Origin of the sequence: Cellulophaga sp. RHA19 (assembly GCF_002813425.1) — a bacterium.
Classification (GTDB): domain Bacteria; phylum Bacteroidota; class Bacteroidia; order Flavobacteriales; family Flavobacteriaceae; genus Cellulophaga.
The window spans coordinates 3774720-3792324 of the sequence record NZ_PHUL01000001.1; the positions used below are offsets into that span (position 1 = coordinate 3774720).

Below are 17605 nucleotides of genomic sequence, written 5' to 3' on the forward strand. Positions count from 1 at the left end.
TTACTTAAATACCAAACTATCTTGTGGTTTACACTCTTGATATGCTTTAAACATTGTAATATAATTTACAACACCTAATTCATTATAAAGAAACAATATTCTAGTTTTTTTTAAACAATATTCCAATGAATAGTTACTTTCACTAATAGGTTTTCCCAGTTTTTCTTTTACTTCTACTATGTTAGACTTACCTAGTATAATTCCGTTATAAAACTTTGCTTTTGCATTGTCTAATTTTATGTTAGTTAATACCTGCTCTTTAGGTTCTGGTGTACTTTCTACCCAGCTTTTATTAAAATTTAATTCTATACCTAAAGTATCATTTTTAATAGTAGTGCTAGAGCTCCACATTGGACTAGAATTTCCGCAACTTAAACTACCGTGTTTGGTTTCCTTAAAAAAAACTTTATTCTGCTTTTTAAAACCTGAGTAGGTTAAAGAGTCAATTTTTAAATAAGATATTGTAAAATCTTTATTAATACGTAAAGTATCTGTCAACTTTGCACTAGAATTAGCTTCTAGCTTTTCTAATTCTTTAATTTCTTGTTTTTCTTTACTACCGCAAGAAATTAGGCAAAAAACCATTATACAAAGCAAGCCAATTTTCATTTGTTTATCATTTTATTAAAACAATAATACACACAGTTGTATAACTACCAATCCGGCAATTAATATTCGTAAGCGTGTGTTGTATATTTAAACTGGTTATTTAAGTCCTTTTGAGTTTTGCTCCTTTACAACTCCGCCAACCAATACACCAACCACGCCTGCAATTATATAAAAAGGCAATCCTAAAAGTAAAAACACAGGAAAATCTTGCCAACTACTTACAGAGCATATTATTAAAAATAATAGTGTCGAAAAAAAAGGGTAAAAAAAAAGTTTTAGTTTAGATCTATATATACCCGTAGTTGCATAACAAACAGGTATTAAACTTATAATAACAGGTGCAACAAAAATGAATATAAAGTTCTCAATAGAAACATCAAAACTCTCTCTTAAAACTCTTAAAACAACTCCGTAAAGCACAGCTAAAAGTATACCTGAGTAACTTTGTATTTGTATCTTTTTTATAAGCATAGTTCTAAAATTAACTACTTACTCTGCTATAAACTTATTCTTAAAACTGACTAAGCTGCTCCATAAAATACTTTTTTAATGCATACAAACGAGAAGTTAAATTAGTATTTACCTCTTCTGTATTTGATATTTCTGTAATGATATACAAATAAAGCTCTAGATCATTTTTATCTAATTTATTGTTAACCTCATCTCCAAAAATTAATTTTCTTAAAGCTGCTGTTTTGGTAGAAGTTGTACTCTCTTTGTTATTTCTTTTTATACGCTCTAAATTTTCAATAAGATTTTCAACCATAAGATCTCCATTTTTAAAATCTTTTATGGCATACGCATTTTTTGCAATAGATGAAATCATAAAACTAATATCTGCGTAAAGGTCTTTTGGATAAAAATTTGTAAATGCATCTAGCACCTCTTTACATCTTTTAATATCTCCTGTTTCTTTGTAATGATTAGTGAGGGTTTCAAAAGAAGATGTATAATTTATTAAAACAGAAAGCTCAGTTTTTGAGCTATTTTTAGTGTTTTTATGATATTGAAAATTATCTACTAAAACAGCATAGGTTTTATCTGCATCTATACCTGCTACATACTTATCATTTTCTATTTTGTTTTTAGGATTAGCTGTTATTTTATATGCAAAACCAGATTTTTCTAAATAGTTAGATACTACAGGCAACTCATTAAATGTACAGTAAACAGGTCTTGTTTTTATATTTGCCCCTATAATATCTAACGCAAGTAATTCTCCTTTAACTATATAATTTTTTTTGTACTTAAGTTTTAAGGTATCTTGATTTATAGCAATAGCTATTTTATTTGTAGACAATTTAGCATTCTCTTTTGCTTTTTTATAAACTACAGATGAGTCTTTTGCATTTATTAGTTGTAGTGTACTTTTTAAACCTAAATACTTATTATCATTTTTATCCTTATCGAAAACCACATAAGACAAATTCTCTTTTGTATATGCATCTGGTTTTAGTGTAAGCCTAATTGGTGATGAAGCCAAAACCATATCATCTCTTAAATGGTTTACATAACTGTTTTGGTTTAGTAAACTCGTATTTACAATAGCAACGTCTTGGCGGTGTTTTAGCTTTGCTTGTGCGTACATAAACGGAAATGTATCATTATCTCCTGTGGTAAATAAAATAGCATTAGGTTCTAAAGAGTTTAAATAGTTCTTTGCATAATCCATAACAAAATCTGTGTACAAACCATCTGGCAAAAATGCTAAAGCCTCTACCTGGTTTTGGTAAATACTAAGGTTTAAATAAGCATCAACATACTCGTTATCTAATTTATTACAAATGGTACCTACAACTGTTGGATAATCTGGATTTTTTTGACAAAGTATGGTATAATTTTCTATAGCCTTTTCTTCATAATTAATATATGTTTTAAGCTGCTCTTTTGTAAATTGATTTTTACCAGATTCTAAAAATTTAAATTGTTCTTTAGTATCTCCAAATTCATAACTATTGTTTAATAAATGACTTGCACTGGCACTGTATGCTCTTCCTAAAGCATAGTATTCTAACTCTGTTAAGTCCTTTTTGTGCTCTAAAAAAGCAATAACATCTTTAGCCCAACCCACATAACCATAGTAAGGCAACACATTAAACCTTTCTTTATAATAATACGTTAAATGATAATTAGCATACTCGGCATTTAACGCTTTACCTTTAGGAAAATTTAACTCTTGGTATGTATTGTTAGAAGCACTCCAGAACAAAGTTGTTTTTTTATAATCATTAGTATCATAATTATACTCTTGAATATAGTAACCCTCTTGTTTTTTAACAAATCTAATCTCATCTGTACCCTGCTCCTTCCGTAGATCATAACTTGTAAAGAACGTAGTTACTACATCATCAAAAGAAGGAAATTTATGTTGTGCGCTCTTGCAGCTAACACAAAAAATGAAACAGAATAAAAGAATGCTTTTTTTAATCATTTGAGAAATGTATTTTTTAAATATATTTTTTAACGAATACCAATACTAACAATAGCAAAGCAATTACCAAAATAGCAATTAATATTCGTAAGCGTCTGTTATATATTTAAAATGCTCCTATTAGTTATTTTTAATAGTTTATCTCCCTAACTTCTAGTTTACCTATATCGTTTTTATTAAAAGAATTTTTAGACAATCTTTTAGTCCAATTACCATTTTTATCAAATGCTAAATACTTGTATTTTATATTAGATATAGTATCCTTATTTTTATTTATGGCTACTTTGTTTTTAATAAATTTATCATCTGTATAATAATAAAAATGTGAATCTATTTTATCTCCGTTTACAAGAGTTACTTTAGAAAACCTATCATTTTGCTTTTCAACTCTAATAGAAAATAATAACTCGCCATTAGTAGCAAAAGATTCCTCTAAAATTAAAGAATCAGACACGTACTTTATTTTGCTTTTGTTACGCAAAACATTGTCTTTGCTATAATGAAAAGATTCATAGTTTTTATCTTTAGTATACTTAGTTGTTGTGCTACTAGTTCTGTTATTTTCTGCGTTTAAAGTAATAGATTTTGTAAACCTTCCTAAACTATCAAAACTAACAATTAAGGTATTTAACAGACTAAGTTCATCTTCTTTAATTACGCTACTACTAAAATTAGCCTTATATGTTTTTTCTTTTAGAGATTTAGCTATACCTGTAAGTTCAAATCTATTCCATTCACTTGTATTTTCGACTTGGTTTTGCTGATTTACAAAAGCACAACTTAATGGCAAAATTAAAAGTAACGTAATTAGCAACTGCTTCATTATTTGTTTTTAATGTTATATTACTTCTTTTTAAAATGAATGTATTTTTCTCCGCAATCATTTAACTTCACATAATAATTCATTGCATTACCGTAATTCTGAATTGTTAATTCTCCTGGACTATATTGGCCCTCTACACCAAGTGTACGCTTGCCTATTTTTTTTAGCGCTGCATACTCTTTTTCTTTTTCGGTATCCTCTTCAGGCAAAGCAACATCAAAATAATCTTCAGCGTATTCAATCTCTGTTAGGTTGATATATAAACCTTCATCCCTATAAAAATTAAGCTTCCCTTTTAAATTTCGTTCTTTAGATTTATAGCTGTAGTAGTACTCGCCTTTAGACTTTGTAAACGTAAGAGTTAGGTTGCAAACTTCATTGTAATATTCACCCAGTATATCTACTGGTAAAGGAGTTACTTTTTTAGCTGCTTGTGTTAAAACTAAAGGGTATTCTTTTTTGTTTTCTGCATTTACCCAAACCCCTTTTATGCCAGAATCTTCAATTTTTCCTTTTAAAATAGCCAGTGTATCATTTTTATAATTTAGCTCGTATGCAAGTAAGCTATCTGCTACAACTGTACCTACTACTTTTATATCTACACCTATTTTTTTGTAATAATAAAACCCATTTATATGGCCTTCCTTATTATCTAAGTCAAAGGCTACCTCTAAATTGTTGTTTATTTTTCCGGTGTAGCTTCCTAAACTTATTTCTTTATTTAGAGGTTTAGATGGTTCTTGTTTTGCATTGGTCTCTTCCGTTTTATTAGAAGTAACTTCTGTAGTTTTAGTGTCTTCAGTTTTTGCTTTTTTGTCTGCACAAGAAACTAAAAATATTGTAAGTGCTGTAAGTAGGATTTTTTTCATTTTAAATAAATATTTAGATTACCGCAATATAAATTATAATTGTATTTATATATTACTATTAATAGTATTTTTTGAGCAAACTTGCCTTTCTATAAAGATCTGTATCGTAAATAAAAGATTTAATAATAAATTAAACTAGTATCAATAATAGCATTATTCCTTTATTGTAAATTGCCTTTCATTAAAAAAAGACTGTTAATTACTTTAAAACTCCTCTAACAAATAAAAAAACACCTATAGCAGTTACACTAAAAGAAACTATACTATTTCCTGCTTTATATAGCAATAATAGGCCTATAAGTAATAATACTATACCAACAATTCTGTTGGCTTTAGACTTCTTTTCTGCTTTTTCTACTTTCTCTTTTAATCCTGGTGCAACTTCAAACATATGTTCCTGAAAGTTATTTATCAGATCTACAATGTTATCAGAACTATTTGCAAGTTTATCCTGAAACTCTTTATCGTTTTTTTCTTTTTCATTTAAAGCATCTGTTAATTCGTTTTGCAAACCTCTTATTACGGCTTCATCCTTAAAAACAGTTAACTCTTCTTCTGCAAATCTATCCATATTGTAAAGTATTATGCTAAACAAATCTTCCTTAGATAATTGTTTAACTGAGTCTATTACACTTCCCTTTCTTGCATTATTAGCTTCTATTGCATCAGCTAATTGCTCCTCTAGACCTCTTTTATGTATTTCTTCTGTATAGGCTCTGCGCTCAGCATTACACAAGTCTCTATGCAATAAGCTACCAAAAAGTACTTCATTAGAAGTTTTTTTAGAAATACTTTTAAAATCATTATAGTTCATATGTAAGAATTGGTTTAGAAAAGTATAAGTCTACTTTACAGATGTAGAATAATACTTTCTAATTTGCGATAATCTAAAGATGCAAAAAACATAAAGAGAAAAGACCCCTAAAACAATTAAAATTGCAATACTATTTAAACTGTTAGAATCATTAAGTATGTATGTAAAAAAAGAAGCAAATACAATGGCATTTATATAGCCAACAGGCTCTAGATACTCTATTATTTTTTTATCGTAAAATTTAGTCTTAACCACTTTTTTTAACATTACTAAATAAACGTAATATGATATTCCACTTAAGAATAATAAAATAACAATTGCCTTAATTGATACATCTTCATATATACTAAAAAGCTTTTCTTTACCCGCCGAAACTGCAATAACAAATGAAGCTGCTGTTAGTAACCTGGTTGTAAAATAAAGAATAAACCATTTTTTTGGTTTATGGCTAAATTTTAAATATTCATTTTTATTCATAGTCCCATTTAGTAATTCACTGTAATGATGCATTAACATATCGTTTGTTAATTTCATTTCATAAATACCTTCCTTGTAGGCGCTACTATTAGCATCATTATAATCAGAAACCCACTTTGTTAAGCTACTATCATCAATTTTTAAAAAGGATTGAGCTTGCTTCTCTTTAAGTTCTAGAAAATCTGACTTTTCTTTAAAATAAAATATAAGACTAATGTTTATAAACGAATAAGAGTCATTAAAATTTAAGCAGATAATTAATGAACTATTTTCTAGATATACACAAGTATCATTAGAATTGTCTATTTTTTTTGCTAGGTTTTGATTAACTGAAAACTTGTACTTTTTAATTACTTCTTTAAAATTTATTTTTACATTTTCAACCAATTTTTTTTTATTGTATTCTATTACCTGCATATATTCTATCCTTAAAAACTAATTAATTTTCCTACAATATAAAACAATTTCTATAGTGTTTTTAGTAAGGTGAAGTTTTTAGATAAAATGCACCAAATCTTTTTATAAAAAAATAGTTCTAATTTTATTTTTAATCCGTTGTATTGGTTGAAAGCAAAAACCAAAAGTTTGTTTTACTAAATAGTCAATGTTAATTTTATCTAGTTTTATTTTTTGATTTTATATTAAAAAATAAAATAGGGTTTGTGAATAAATATAATTTATTTGGCTACAGATTTTAACTCTGCTATATCACTCTTATTAAAAAAGGTTTTAATTTTTTTAATAAAACCCATTTTCAGGTTTAAATTAAGCTCTTTTTTACTACGTATTTCTATGTTGTATTTCTCTGATAATTCACTTAAGTATTTATGATAAGTTCTGTTTAAAACTAGAGAATTAGCACCATCTTCATTAGACATAATTATATCTAAATGATTTTGTTTAAAGTGAAAATTACTTAAATCTATATCTTGGATAATGTTAGCTAATAAAAAACGGTTTTTTACCAGTTTAATTCCTTCATCAGTTTCTTGTAACCTTACAATTATTCCTTTTTTTAGTTTACCAATTTTAGTATTAGTTAAAACCAAAATTGATAAGTTTTTCCCGTCTGTTAACTTTGTTTCTTTGCTTTTAAATATATTTAGTATAGGATAAACAATTAAATATTTTGTTTTATTAATTAGCCTTATTGATCGTTTATAAAAAAATAAAGAAATTAAAAACATTACAACTGCTATAATAACCGAAGTTATAGGACTAACAATACTAATAATTATAAAAATTGCTGCAATAGCAATTTTTGCAATCTCTAAAACAGCATCTATAAATGGTATTGGTGATAAAAAAATTAGAATATCTATAAAAAACTTAAACGCCATTACAACTACTAAAAAATATAAAGAGACACCTAAAATTAATAACGTTTTAAAACTAATTGATAAAAACCCTGCCTGGTAAACAACTTCATTATGTACTGGGTCATTAGAAATAAATGTTGGAGCTAAAATAACTATTGCATTAATTATTAAAGCTGCTTTGTTTGAAAGGTATGTGTCTGCTAAACCAATAGTAGCAGTAGCTTTATTGGTTTTAAAAACTGTACCTACTAATGATGTAAAGAAAAATAGTATACCAAATAAGCATAAAACTATCCAACTGCTAAAAAAAGGATTTGTTCCTACATAATCGTTATGAAAACCTACTTTAGAGCAAACCGATGTTAAAAAAACGGTTAAATAAGGGTTAACACCCATTGGTGCTAATTGTGCAAACTGCTCTACCAAAGCTGTATTTTGACTTAATGTTTCTTGCGCATCTAAACTTTCTGTTTGAGCCTGTAGCAACAAAGGAAGCATAATTAAAACTAGTATAATTTTTTTCATATTAATTATCTATTATATCTGTTATATTTTTTTATCGCTTTTTGTATTAAAAAGCACTTTACTTACTCTTATTTTTAGAATTTAAAATATTCCTAATATCTTTTTTCTTTTAGCGGTGTTAGGCCTATCCACACTAACAATATCATTTACTTTAAATTTATCAAACCCATCAAATAATGCTTCAGTTCCTTTTTTAAGCTTGAGGCTTACCTCTTCTTGGTATAAAGGAATTAGTGCATAAAAGTTAATTGATTTATTTTTTAATTTTAATGTAAAAAAGTCATCTCCAAAAATTACAGAAGGCAATAAAATAGTTGTATTCAATTTAGTATTTTCTGCGAAAGGTTTAGCTGGGTTTCCATTAGGAATTGTATGTCCGTAACCTAACCAAGTACTATATTCATGCGGAAATCTTGCTAAATATTTTAGTAGTCTTATTGGCCAATAATTTTTTTCATCTTTAAAGTCTTCCTCTGAAATTTTCCACTCTTGAGGTAAACATATACTCAACTCTGCATATTCACAGTTAGTAACACCCTCCGGAGTTTCCATAGGTTTATCACTCATTCCTGATGTTACTAATGTATGGTAAGGAAACTCTTTTGTTGGCTTAACCCAATGAACATCTATGTGAACTTGGTCTGAAACTAATTCATGAAAAACCATATCTATTTTTCCTATGTGTTTTTCTATGTGGTCAGATATTTCATTTATTGAAGATTCTCCGGAAGCTATTTCAAATTCTTTTTTTTGAGATTCATTATACCTATAAATTGGTTGTCCAGATTCTGATTTTTCCATTTCTATTAATTATATATACAAGGCAAATTACAAACTAATTTTCCTACAATATATAACTTTTTTTATAGTACGGATATTCGCTACTGCGTTCTAGGTAAAATTGTAAGAATTATAAAACCCCATAAACAAATATGTTTTTGGGGCTTATGATTTTTAATTAATTATTACTTTAATCTTTTGGTTTTTAGATTCTTATTTTAGTTATTTTTTACGCATTTATATTCGTTTTATATAAACCTAAAAGACAAAAACCGTAACTATCCAAAATGTTAACTTTTAAGATATACACACTCTAATACATTTTTTGCTTTATTTTTTTTTAACAGCTGCTTTTGCCCATTCTATAGGTCTATCTCCAAAGCATTCTAATATAGCATCTACGCCTATAACAGTTCCCTTGGCTAACCTACCAAGTAAGGCTATTGGTAATATATTATCTGTGGTTTTTTCTACAAGATAGCCTTCTTTAGTTGTGTGTACTCCAAGATTATCGTTTACTATTTTTATAGACTCGTTATGAAGCAAACTTTTAACTAAGTCAGATTTAACTGCTGTAATATCTGGAGCATCTAATACCGAATTTACCATTATATTGGCAACTATACTTTTATCTTTGGATTTTAAAACCCACCCATTATTAGACAACTCAATTTCGGGATTATTCACAAAATCTAAATTTAAAATACCAGCTTTAACCAACGCCAACATTTGCTGTATACTTTCTACCGGCGGACCATAGGAGTATCTTTTAATTTCTTCATCTAACTTTATAATTTTTGCAAAAACACTATTGCTGCAATTATTATAAGATAACTGCTTATATATTGATGGCTGACAATGCCTCCAAACCTGTCCAACACAAAAGTCTAAACTTATTGCATTTGTAGCTGTAGCCATACCTATATAACTATTAAGCAAGGCCACAATTGGTGTTGCTGTAGGTAATAGTAAGCTATGCTTGTAATTCTGATTCGTTATCCATTTAAATGCGGCTTCTTCAACCTGTTTAAGCGTGTAGTTTTGAGCTTCTAATGTATGTGGTAATGAGACATAAATACTTGCAACAATAGGCGCTATAGCAGATACTAAAAAATCTACTCCTGTAGCATTACTTTGCGCTGTTTTATCTCCTATCTCTTTTTCAAAATTATAAATCTGCTCATCAGATGGTTTATATAAATCATCAATGTTTTTATTTAATGGCTTAGGAACTGGAGGCAAACCATCTAAAGAAAAAGGTACTATTACAGTATTTACATTTTTACCTGTATTAAACTGACACTTTTGGGTACGTTCTTCTGTAATTTTAAAAGTACCTTGCTTGGCAACTGCTGCCCTCATCACATCTAACATAGCTAAACCAAAACCTCTAACTCCTACTGTTGTTTTATTTTTTGTATTGGTAACGTCTATATAATTTTTAACAGGGTAAGGATCTAAAAAAAGCTTTACATTGGTATTGCTTTTAAAGTTACTATGCCATTTAACCAATTGTTGTGTAACATAAGTTGGTTGGTGACCTATGGTAAGTAATACCTCATCTAAATTAGTATAGGTTTTATTAGGAGTAGTTATACTAACTTTAGCATTATTTTCTATTTGTATATTGGTTACTTTTTGCTGATATAAAAAAGCCATTTTATGAAGTAACAGTGGTGTAATAAATGATGTAAAACGTTGCTTTAAGTACGCTCCTATTTTTGCTCTTGGCGGATATGTATCTGCTTCGGCACCATCTATTTCATCATAGTTTAAATTTGCCCATTGGTGGTAACAAGAAAAACCTGGAATAGTAATACCATTGTATACTACCTCTTCTCTTTTAGGTAACGTAAGTATACGCTCTGTTATATTTATCCAGTTAGATTTTACTTGCTCTGTATTGTATACTTGTCCGTTTCCAAAATCTCCTGTTTCTTCAAACAGTAAAAGTTCTACTAAAGTTGAGCTTTCTGTAATACTTAATTGCGTTATAAAATTTTCTGCAGCATACAACCCTCTAGGACCTACACCAATTATTGCTAATTTTTTCTTATTCACCTTTAACTGTTTACTTGTAGTTGCGTTATTATTTTTTAGTAAGATATCTATAAAAACACTTACATCCTTACTTCTAATAATTTATAACTATTAAATTTAACTCATAAAAAACCAACTAAAGGTAACAATAGAAGAAACTAATTTTCACTTTCAAAAATAATATTTCGCTCAGTGCTTTTCTTGTACATATCTTTAATAATAAGCTTATTGCCTGTAGTTAAATTGTAGTTTTTACTACTAGGGTTTAGCATATAATCTAATTGATGCGCTATCATTTTTTCAAAAGGAATAAGAAAACCATCAGTATTACATTCTTCTAAACCACCTTGTTTAAGCAAATTTAAAACGGTGTAGACAGACTCAATAGTACTAAGACAAAGAGATTCTGGCTGCTGTTTAATAATAAATTTTGATTTAATTTTGTTATCAAAACTTACCCTTTTTAGCTCTTGCAAATTTTTACTTAGTTTAAGCATTTTACGGGCACAAGGCCAAGTACCATCTAAAATAAAAATGTATGGGGTATTACCCATAAATGTACTCACTTCAGCACTTTTTCTTGTAGATAGGTTAAAACTATCTTTACCCGGATACAGTAAATAAGAAGCACTATTTTCTATGTTTAGTATTTCATTTACACGTGCATTTGTAGTAAAATCTACACCTACTATAATCTCAGAATTTTTAAGCTGAAGACTAGTCATTAGTCCTGTTCCGTTTTTTTCTTTTTTATACTCCTTAGGGTGCATAAGAATAACAAAACGAGTATTGGTTTGCAATGGGCTAATGTGTGTACAAATACAAGTGCTTTTGGGGTTCATGCACTTGTAACATTGTACTCTTGTTTTTTTTGTTTCTATATGCAAATTGGTTGCTTATTTTTTTAATTTTTGACAAACATTATTAGTTAAACCAAATTTTAACTAACTACTAATGCTACTTTGTAATAGCCTTTTGTACTTCCAATGCTCTATCAGCAGCAAAAATATCAATTCCAAGTTTAGCCCATTCTTTATAAAGATGATCTCCTTTTGATGCGGCTTGTTTATCTAAGTTACCTAAAGTACCTAACATACACATAACACCTTTTTCATGTAGTTTTTTATATAACAAAGGGTCAGATAACCTTGTTCCTGTAAAAGCAACCATATTTTTCCATGGTATACCAGAATTAGCTGCTCTGTTAAACTCTTCCATATTTCTAATACTAACAGATAGTACTACCTTAGGATTTAGTTTATATAGTTTTTGAGCTGTTTCCATTGAGTAGGTAATTATGACCGACTGATTTAAAGCATTGTTTTCTTCTATAAAATGCAATACCTCTTCAGGGTCTACACTTCGTTTAATATCTACAGTAAGTATGGCATTATCTTTTTTTGCCCAGTCTAGTACATCTTTAAATAACGGAATTTTAAAATCTACAATAGAGTCAAAATTATCTTTTAGTTTAAGTTTAGATAGCGCTTCCCAATTGTTTTGGTCTACCCTACCAGATCCTGTAGATGTTCTATCTAACGCATTATCATGCATTAATAACAAAACTCCATCTTTACTTTTAGCCACATCAATTTCAAATAATGCATTAGGTATGTACTTTTTAATGTACTGCATTGTTTCTAAACAATTTTCTGGATAACCCACATAACCTTTTCCTCCACGGTGAGCACTAACTAATAGCTCACGATTCTCTGCATAACTAAAGTAAGTTTGTAACGTTTTCTCCTGTATATTTTTTACTTTACACCCAATTAATAGAAATGAAATTAATAGAATAGGAATTAATAGTTTTTTCATCTTTTTTTTAAATAGTATTAGATTATCTGCCTGTAACAGGTTTTTATTTTTATGCTTGTATTAGAAAAGCATGACTAGTTGTAAACAATACACTTTTAGTGCTACCCTAAAAAACTAATCTTTAACTTTAATAACTATAAAAATATTTTTTTTTTCATCTTTTATAATTTTGTTTTTTGAAAAACGACCAATAATTTCAACCATAGTATTATTTTTAAATAATTCTTCTGTATGTTTTTTTCCTTCTCTAAATTTCACTTTTGATTTTGATAAAGCCAAAACTGTAATATTTTCATTAGAAATATTCACCTCACCAGTTTCATCTTTTAAAATAAAGGGATTACAAATAAATTGATTAGATAAAGTTACATATCTTGGTCTAAAACCACTCATATTACGTTTTAATTTTTCTACTTTATGGTAATAACCAATACATTTTTTTTCTTTTAAGGTAGAATATATAGGTTCTATATATAATGCTTCTCCTTTAACTTTAACCAAACCTTCTTTAAGTTCGTTTATTTTAGAATAATCTAATTGATTACGTATTTTATCTAATTTTATATTTTTAATTAAGAGAAACATAACTAAGTAAATTAGAATAATAAAAAAAGTAGCTATAAAACCAATAATAAAACCAAAATAATCTGTTAGCGAAACTATAAGAACTATTATTAGTATTGAAGATAATATGTTTTTGACATTATTCATAAAGTTAACATTATATATATTATGTTAAAAAAAAAAAATCTAAAAATGCTTTTTTAGAATAACTCAGCGTAAATTTTTCTATTGGTTTATTCTTTTTCTCCAAAGCTACCCCAGAGCATCGGTATAAATATATACACACCTTTGGGTTAAGTCCTAATGTCCTCATTACGTTTAGGCCTTGTTAGCATTAGTTATTTTTTATACGCAATCAATTGTTTTTCTGTCAAATATGTTAAACTTTCATCCACATAGATTTCTCTAATTCCAATTCCAGAGAATAATTCCTGTAAAATTCTTTTTTCCACTTGGGAAAGCCCACCTTCTGACATTTCCATTTGTTGGATAATTCCAACCGAGTTTTTGGTAGAAAGTGCATTCTTTTTAAATACGCTACTTATAAATTTTTCAGCAGTATCAAAGTCCGCAATCAAGAGCCGCAGATTATTAAAATCCATTTGCGATTTATCAGAAATAGATTTTTTATTTACTAAATCCCTGATTTCGATTCGATTTGTATATAATCTGATGTAGTATTTATTTTTACTAAATATTTTCAATCTATTGTATAATTGGTACTAACAGTCTCGTATTACCGTCAGTTACAGGTTTATATGCGTTAATATTCGGTTAGACACTGACTTTAGCAATTCCGAGTGGATTTAGACATAGTCTCCCAAATTGTAGGGATGCCGTAATTGAGGTTATACAGTGCTGGTATTTTGTTAATTGGATATTTCAGATGATTATTGACTTTTTATCTTGTTTAGTTTCTCTTTTGTAAACTTAAAATCTTCACGACCATTGATGTGATTCAAGACCATTATAAATTGACTTTCATTCATTCTTCCTGCTTTATATTCTTTAGTAATTAATGGTTTTATTTCATTCCAATATTGATCTGGCGCATGCCTTAAAATCATAGCTGGAAATTGAGGTCCAACACAATTAGTAATGTCATTTGGAAAGCCTCTTTTTTTAATAATATCAATTAATAATTTCGTGTTTTTAATATCTAGTCCTTTTTGCAATTCCATAATAGAATCTTCTTGCTTTTCAGTAAAATTCTTTTTTTGCTTATTAGCAATGGCTCTCGCAATTTTTCCATATTTCAATTGTTTTTCCTCGGTAAAAGTTGCGTATTCTTTATCAGAAATACCATCTGCTTTTTTAATAGAATCTAAAATGTCAAAAAATGGATCAGCCATCATTTGCCTGTACTTTTGGTCATCCTCATAACTTTTTAAGACTAATTGACACAATTTGTCTTCATCCTTGTAATTCTCTTCTTTCCTATTACAATTAATTAAAATAAAGCTTAGAACTATAATTACTATTTTACCTAGTTTCATGTTTTTTTATGGTGTTCTTGAATTCAATGAATGCCAACGGTCTCGTATAACCGTCAGTTAAAGGTTTATATGCGTTAATATTCGGTTTGGCACTGGCTTTAGCAATTCCGAGTGAATTTGGAAATAGTCTCCCGAACTGTCGGGATGCCGTAATTGAGGTTATACATTGTTGTGTATAGTTTTTTATCCATATTCAAACCAAATTGTTTCTGAATTTCGGTCAATTGCATAGTCAATAAATCTTTTGAAATTCCGCAAGTCTTGTCCAAAATTATTTCCAATATAACCTTCTCCTTTGTCTTTATTGAAGTCCGAAAAATAGTATTTAGAGTTCATTGAGTCAAAATCCGTTTTTATTAATCTTTCGTATAGATTATCAATGTTTTTCAGTTTATTGATTAAATTTTCTACAAGAACTTTTACTTGGTTTATATTTCCATTTAAATCTTCTTTTCTCTTTTCTAAATCAGACTTTAAACGTTCCTTTTCTTCTTCATTTTCCGCAAACTCAATCATATCCACTTCTTCCTCTTCGCTTGGGTATTCTGTCATTTTGTACAAATGAGATATATTGATATTCGTTATTTCTCCAATTTGGTCAAATTCAGGTGTGTGTTCAACTACTCCTGGTCTGCACATTAGATTACAAAATTCCCTACTCAGAGAATAGAGATTGCTATTTTCAAAGTATTCTGACGTGATTACTTCACTATCATTATTTACCCTTAAACTAATGTCTAATCCCATTTTCTCAAATTATGCACAATGTCTCGGCTATGGTTAGTACGGGAATTAAAAAACGATTAATTTCCGATTTAGCACTTAGCCAAAACTTTTTATTTTGTTTTATCTTTTCTTTTTTAAAGCCAAATCAAAAGATTTGGCGGACTTGGTTAAAAGCACTATACTTTGGGTTAAGAACAAACGCCCTATGTTTTTTTTTATATATTGTTGTGTGTTTTCGTATTTTTATGACAAATTAATATTCTATAAGTCACATTCAAAATTTTCAGGCTTCCAGATAATTGTTCCGTTTTGAAGAATATTAAATGGGATGTTTTCTTGATCTTTTCCTATAATCCCTATATTTTTTCCAGTACAATCTTTGACAGGAATTACAGAGTTAATCCTAGGATTACAATTATTGAATATAAAGATAGTTTTATTTTCATATGTATTTTGAACAACTGACTCATATTTTCCAAGTGATTCAATTTCAGATTTTAGCCAATCTAAATCTTCAATAGGGTTTTCAGTAGAGCAAATTAATTCAGTGCTTTTATCATCATCACTATTTGAACAAGAGATGAATAATATTAAACAAAATGATAAATAAATCAATGATTTCATAAATATATAGTTTTCTTTAAGATGTTATTTTTTAAAATGGTTGCGCTAATGAAACACAACTAGTTAGTAACAGCAATTAACTGCATTTATTCAGCCATATTGGAGGTATAAACACATAAAAAAAACTATGAACATATTTGCTTATGGGTTTAGTTCTCTTACTTGCTAAGGTTTAAATTAGGTACTAGCTTTCTCATTTATATATTCTAAATAATCTTCTTCTAGCTTATCTATTTCTGCAATTAAAAAATCGTATATGTTACCTTCAAATATTTCAATATCAGTTTCGTCATATTTGTCGTGTTCTATGGTTATAACCCCATTATTTGTGTAAGCTCTATAGCCATTTCCTGTTTTCTTAAAAAACATCTGCCCAAGGGTTTTCTCTTTACACTCTAATGCCTCTTGGTTTTTCTCTTCATAAGTCATCCAAGCTGGGGTATCTTCATCCATAGATAAACCGTAAACAAAAAAGCCATACCCAAATTTCCAAGCAGGCATAACGTCATACATTTTTGGCCTTCTCCACACCTCTTCTTTCACTTCAAAAAGTAAGGTTCCAAATGTTATTAAAAAATCTTTTACATCTTCACTAAATACATAACCACTACTTTTTTCGTAAGCTAAAATTTGAGCTAAAGTTGAGGGGTTCTCTACAGAACCAAGTACTACAAAATCATCATTTAGTTTATTTTTACGCTCCCAAAAAGTTTCTTTAGTTGTCATATATTAATTTTACTTTGTTGCCTATAGTTTTATATAATTGGTTGGTAATTTAACTCCATAAACTTTTTCCATATACCATAACGGTGTAAGTCCATTTTCAGTTCTTCTTTTGTCGACATATTCTATATCTTTAATTGGATATTGGTCAAAGTAATTAAAATAAAGTCCATAAATCTGCTCTTTATTTTTAATTATAGATTGTTCTTCTTCAAACATTGTCCAAAAACTCTTTTTTATTTTACCTTTTTGTATTTGTTCATTTATGTACGGTTTAAAAAAGTTCCAGACATAGTTATCTTGCCCATAAGTTCCTCGCTGATGCCAAAGTATTAGCCAGCCTTTACTCTGCCAGCCATATTGTTTCGTAATTTCAATTAAGCGTTTAACATTAGACGAATCAATTTGCATAATTTTGTATCTATCAGAGTCATTTTTTCTAACTTTTTGGTCTATTTTAATCAAGCTGTCAATTTCTCGATAAATTTTAGGATGCTCTAATTCTTTATAGAAAATAGAAATATGCTTTTCATAATCTTTTTCAATTTCTGCGAACATACTCTGATCACGAAAATTGTTGAATTCTTCAAAATTCAGAAAGTAACTTTTAGAAGCATTTGTTTTGTGAATTGATGCAATTATTAATTCTTTGGCTTTTTCCAATTTACCAATATTTAATGCAGCTGCAACTGCATAAAAGTAAATTGTTACGTTTTCACTTGGTTTTAAATTAATTGCATTTTGGAAATTTAACAAAGCTTTTTCATATTCTTTGTCTTTAAATTGCAACATTGCTTTTTGCTCAAATTCATTATATATTTCAAATTCATTTTTGCTTTGGGCAAAACTTATAATTGTGAATAAAAAAAGTATGTATGTAATTCTCATTGTTTTGTTTTTCTTTATAAAGCCAAATCAATAAGATTTTGTGGGCTTGGTTAAATGCACTAAAGTCCGTATTAAGTTT

General features: G+C 28.4%; 19 protein-coding genes. All 19 read right to left on the reverse strand.

Annotated elements, in window-relative coordinates; genetic code table 11:
- The 19 genes from AX016_RS16345 to AX016_RS16440 all read right to left on the reverse strand — a co-directional run bounded on the left by AX016_RS16345 (position 1) and on the right by AX016_RS16440 (position 17526).
- A complete protein-coding gene (locus AX016_RS16345; protein WP_157811146.1) occupies positions 1–609 on the reverse strand; it encodes a hypothetical protein in 609 nt (202 codons plus the stop codon).
- A gap of 96 nt (positions 610–705) precedes the next feature.
- On the reverse strand, positions 706–1080 hold the full coding sequence (locus AX016_RS16350; protein WP_100896633.1) for a hypothetical protein: 375 nt from the start codon (positions 1078–1080) through the stop codon (positions 706–708).
- A gap of 40 nt (positions 1081–1120) precedes the next feature.
- Positions 1121–3040, reverse strand: a complete 1920-nt coding sequence (locus AX016_RS16355) for a hypothetical protein (protein ID WP_100896634.1) — start codon at positions 3038–3040, stop codon at positions 1121–1123.
- 130 nt (positions 3041–3170) lie between these two features.
- On the reverse strand, positions 3171–3863 hold the full coding sequence (locus AX016_RS16360) for a hypothetical protein (RefSeq protein ID WP_100896635.1): 693 nt from the start codon (positions 3861–3863) through the stop codon (positions 3171–3173).
- A 20-nt stretch (positions 3864–3883) separates the two neighbouring features.
- Positions 3884–4732 (reverse strand): hypothetical protein, encoded by an 849-nt coding sequence (locus AX016_RS16365; protein WP_100896636.1) that lies wholly within the window; start codon positions 4730–4732, stop codon positions 3884–3886.
- Between the two features lie 199 nt (positions 4733–4931).
- Entirely contained in the window at positions 4932–5546 is a 615-nt protein-coding gene (locus AX016_RS16370; protein ID WP_100896637.1) for a hypothetical protein, read from the reverse strand.
- A 30-nt stretch (positions 5547–5576) separates the two neighbouring features.
- A complete protein-coding gene (locus AX016_RS16375) occupies positions 5577–6440 on the reverse strand; it encodes a hypothetical protein (RefSeq protein ID WP_100896638.1) in 864 nt (287 codons plus the stop codon).
- A 260-nt stretch (positions 6441–6700) separates the two neighbouring features.
- Positions 6701–7867: a hypothetical protein gene (locus AX016_RS16380; protein ID WP_100896639.1), complete on the reverse strand. Its 1167-nt coding sequence runs from the start codon at positions 7865–7867 to the stop codon at positions 6701–6703.
- Positions 7868–7948: 81 nt separating this feature from the next.
- Positions 7949–8668, reverse strand: coding sequence for a suppressor of fused domain protein (locus tag AX016_RS16385; protein WP_100896640.1), 720 nt, complete (start codon positions 8666–8668; stop codon positions 7949–7951).
- Between the two features lie 309 nt (positions 8669–8977).
- Positions 8978–10708: an FAD/NAD(P)-binding protein gene (locus tag AX016_RS16390; RefSeq protein ID WP_100896641.1), complete on the reverse strand. Its 1731-nt coding sequence runs from the start codon at positions 10706–10708 to the stop codon at positions 8978–8980.
- A 137-nt stretch (positions 10709–10845) separates the two neighbouring features.
- The gene (locus tag AX016_RS16395) at positions 10846–11574 is read right to left on the reverse strand and encodes a tRNA-uridine aminocarboxypropyltransferase (RefSeq protein ID WP_286142091.1); all 729 of its coding nucleotides are present in this window, start codon (positions 11572–11574) and stop codon (positions 10846–10848) included.
- A gap of 70 nt (positions 11575–11644) precedes the next feature.
- Positions 11645–12505, reverse strand: a complete 861-nt coding sequence (locus AX016_RS16400) for a glycerophosphodiester phosphodiesterase family protein (protein WP_100896643.1) — start codon at positions 12503–12505, stop codon at positions 11645–11647.
- 114 nt (positions 12506–12619) lie between these two features.
- Positions 12620–13216, reverse strand: coding sequence for a hypothetical protein (locus tag AX016_RS16405; RefSeq protein ID WP_100896644.1), 597 nt, complete (start codon positions 13214–13216; stop codon positions 12620–12622).
- 191 nt (positions 13217–13407) lie between these two features.
- Positions 13408–13773 (reverse strand): hypothetical protein, encoded by a 366-nt coding sequence (locus AX016_RS16410; RefSeq protein WP_157811147.1) that lies wholly within the window; start codon positions 13771–13773, stop codon positions 13408–13410.
- Positions 13774–13959: 186 nt separating this feature from the next.
- Positions 13960–14565 (reverse strand): hypothetical protein, encoded by a 606-nt coding sequence (locus tag AX016_RS16415; protein WP_100896646.1) that lies wholly within the window; start codon positions 14563–14565, stop codon positions 13960–13962.
- 183 nt (positions 14566–14748) lie between these two features.
- Positions 14749–15312: a hypothetical protein gene (locus AX016_RS16420; RefSeq protein ID WP_100896647.1), complete on the reverse strand. Its 564-nt coding sequence runs from the start codon at positions 15310–15312 to the stop codon at positions 14749–14751.
- Positions 15313–15552: 240 nt separating this feature from the next.
- A complete protein-coding gene (locus AX016_RS16430; RefSeq protein WP_100896649.1) occupies positions 15553–15915 on the reverse strand; it encodes a hypothetical protein in 363 nt (120 codons plus the stop codon).
- A 177-nt stretch (positions 15916–16092) separates the two neighbouring features.
- Entirely contained in the window at positions 16093–16641 is a 549-nt protein-coding gene (locus tag AX016_RS16435; protein ID WP_100896650.1) for a hypothetical protein, read from the reverse strand.
- A 21-nt stretch (positions 16642–16662) separates the two neighbouring features.
- Positions 16663–17526 (reverse strand): hypothetical protein, encoded by an 864-nt coding sequence (locus AX016_RS16440; protein ID WP_100896651.1) that lies wholly within the window; start codon positions 17524–17526, stop codon positions 16663–16665.
- Positions 17527–17605 lie beyond the last annotated feature (79 nt).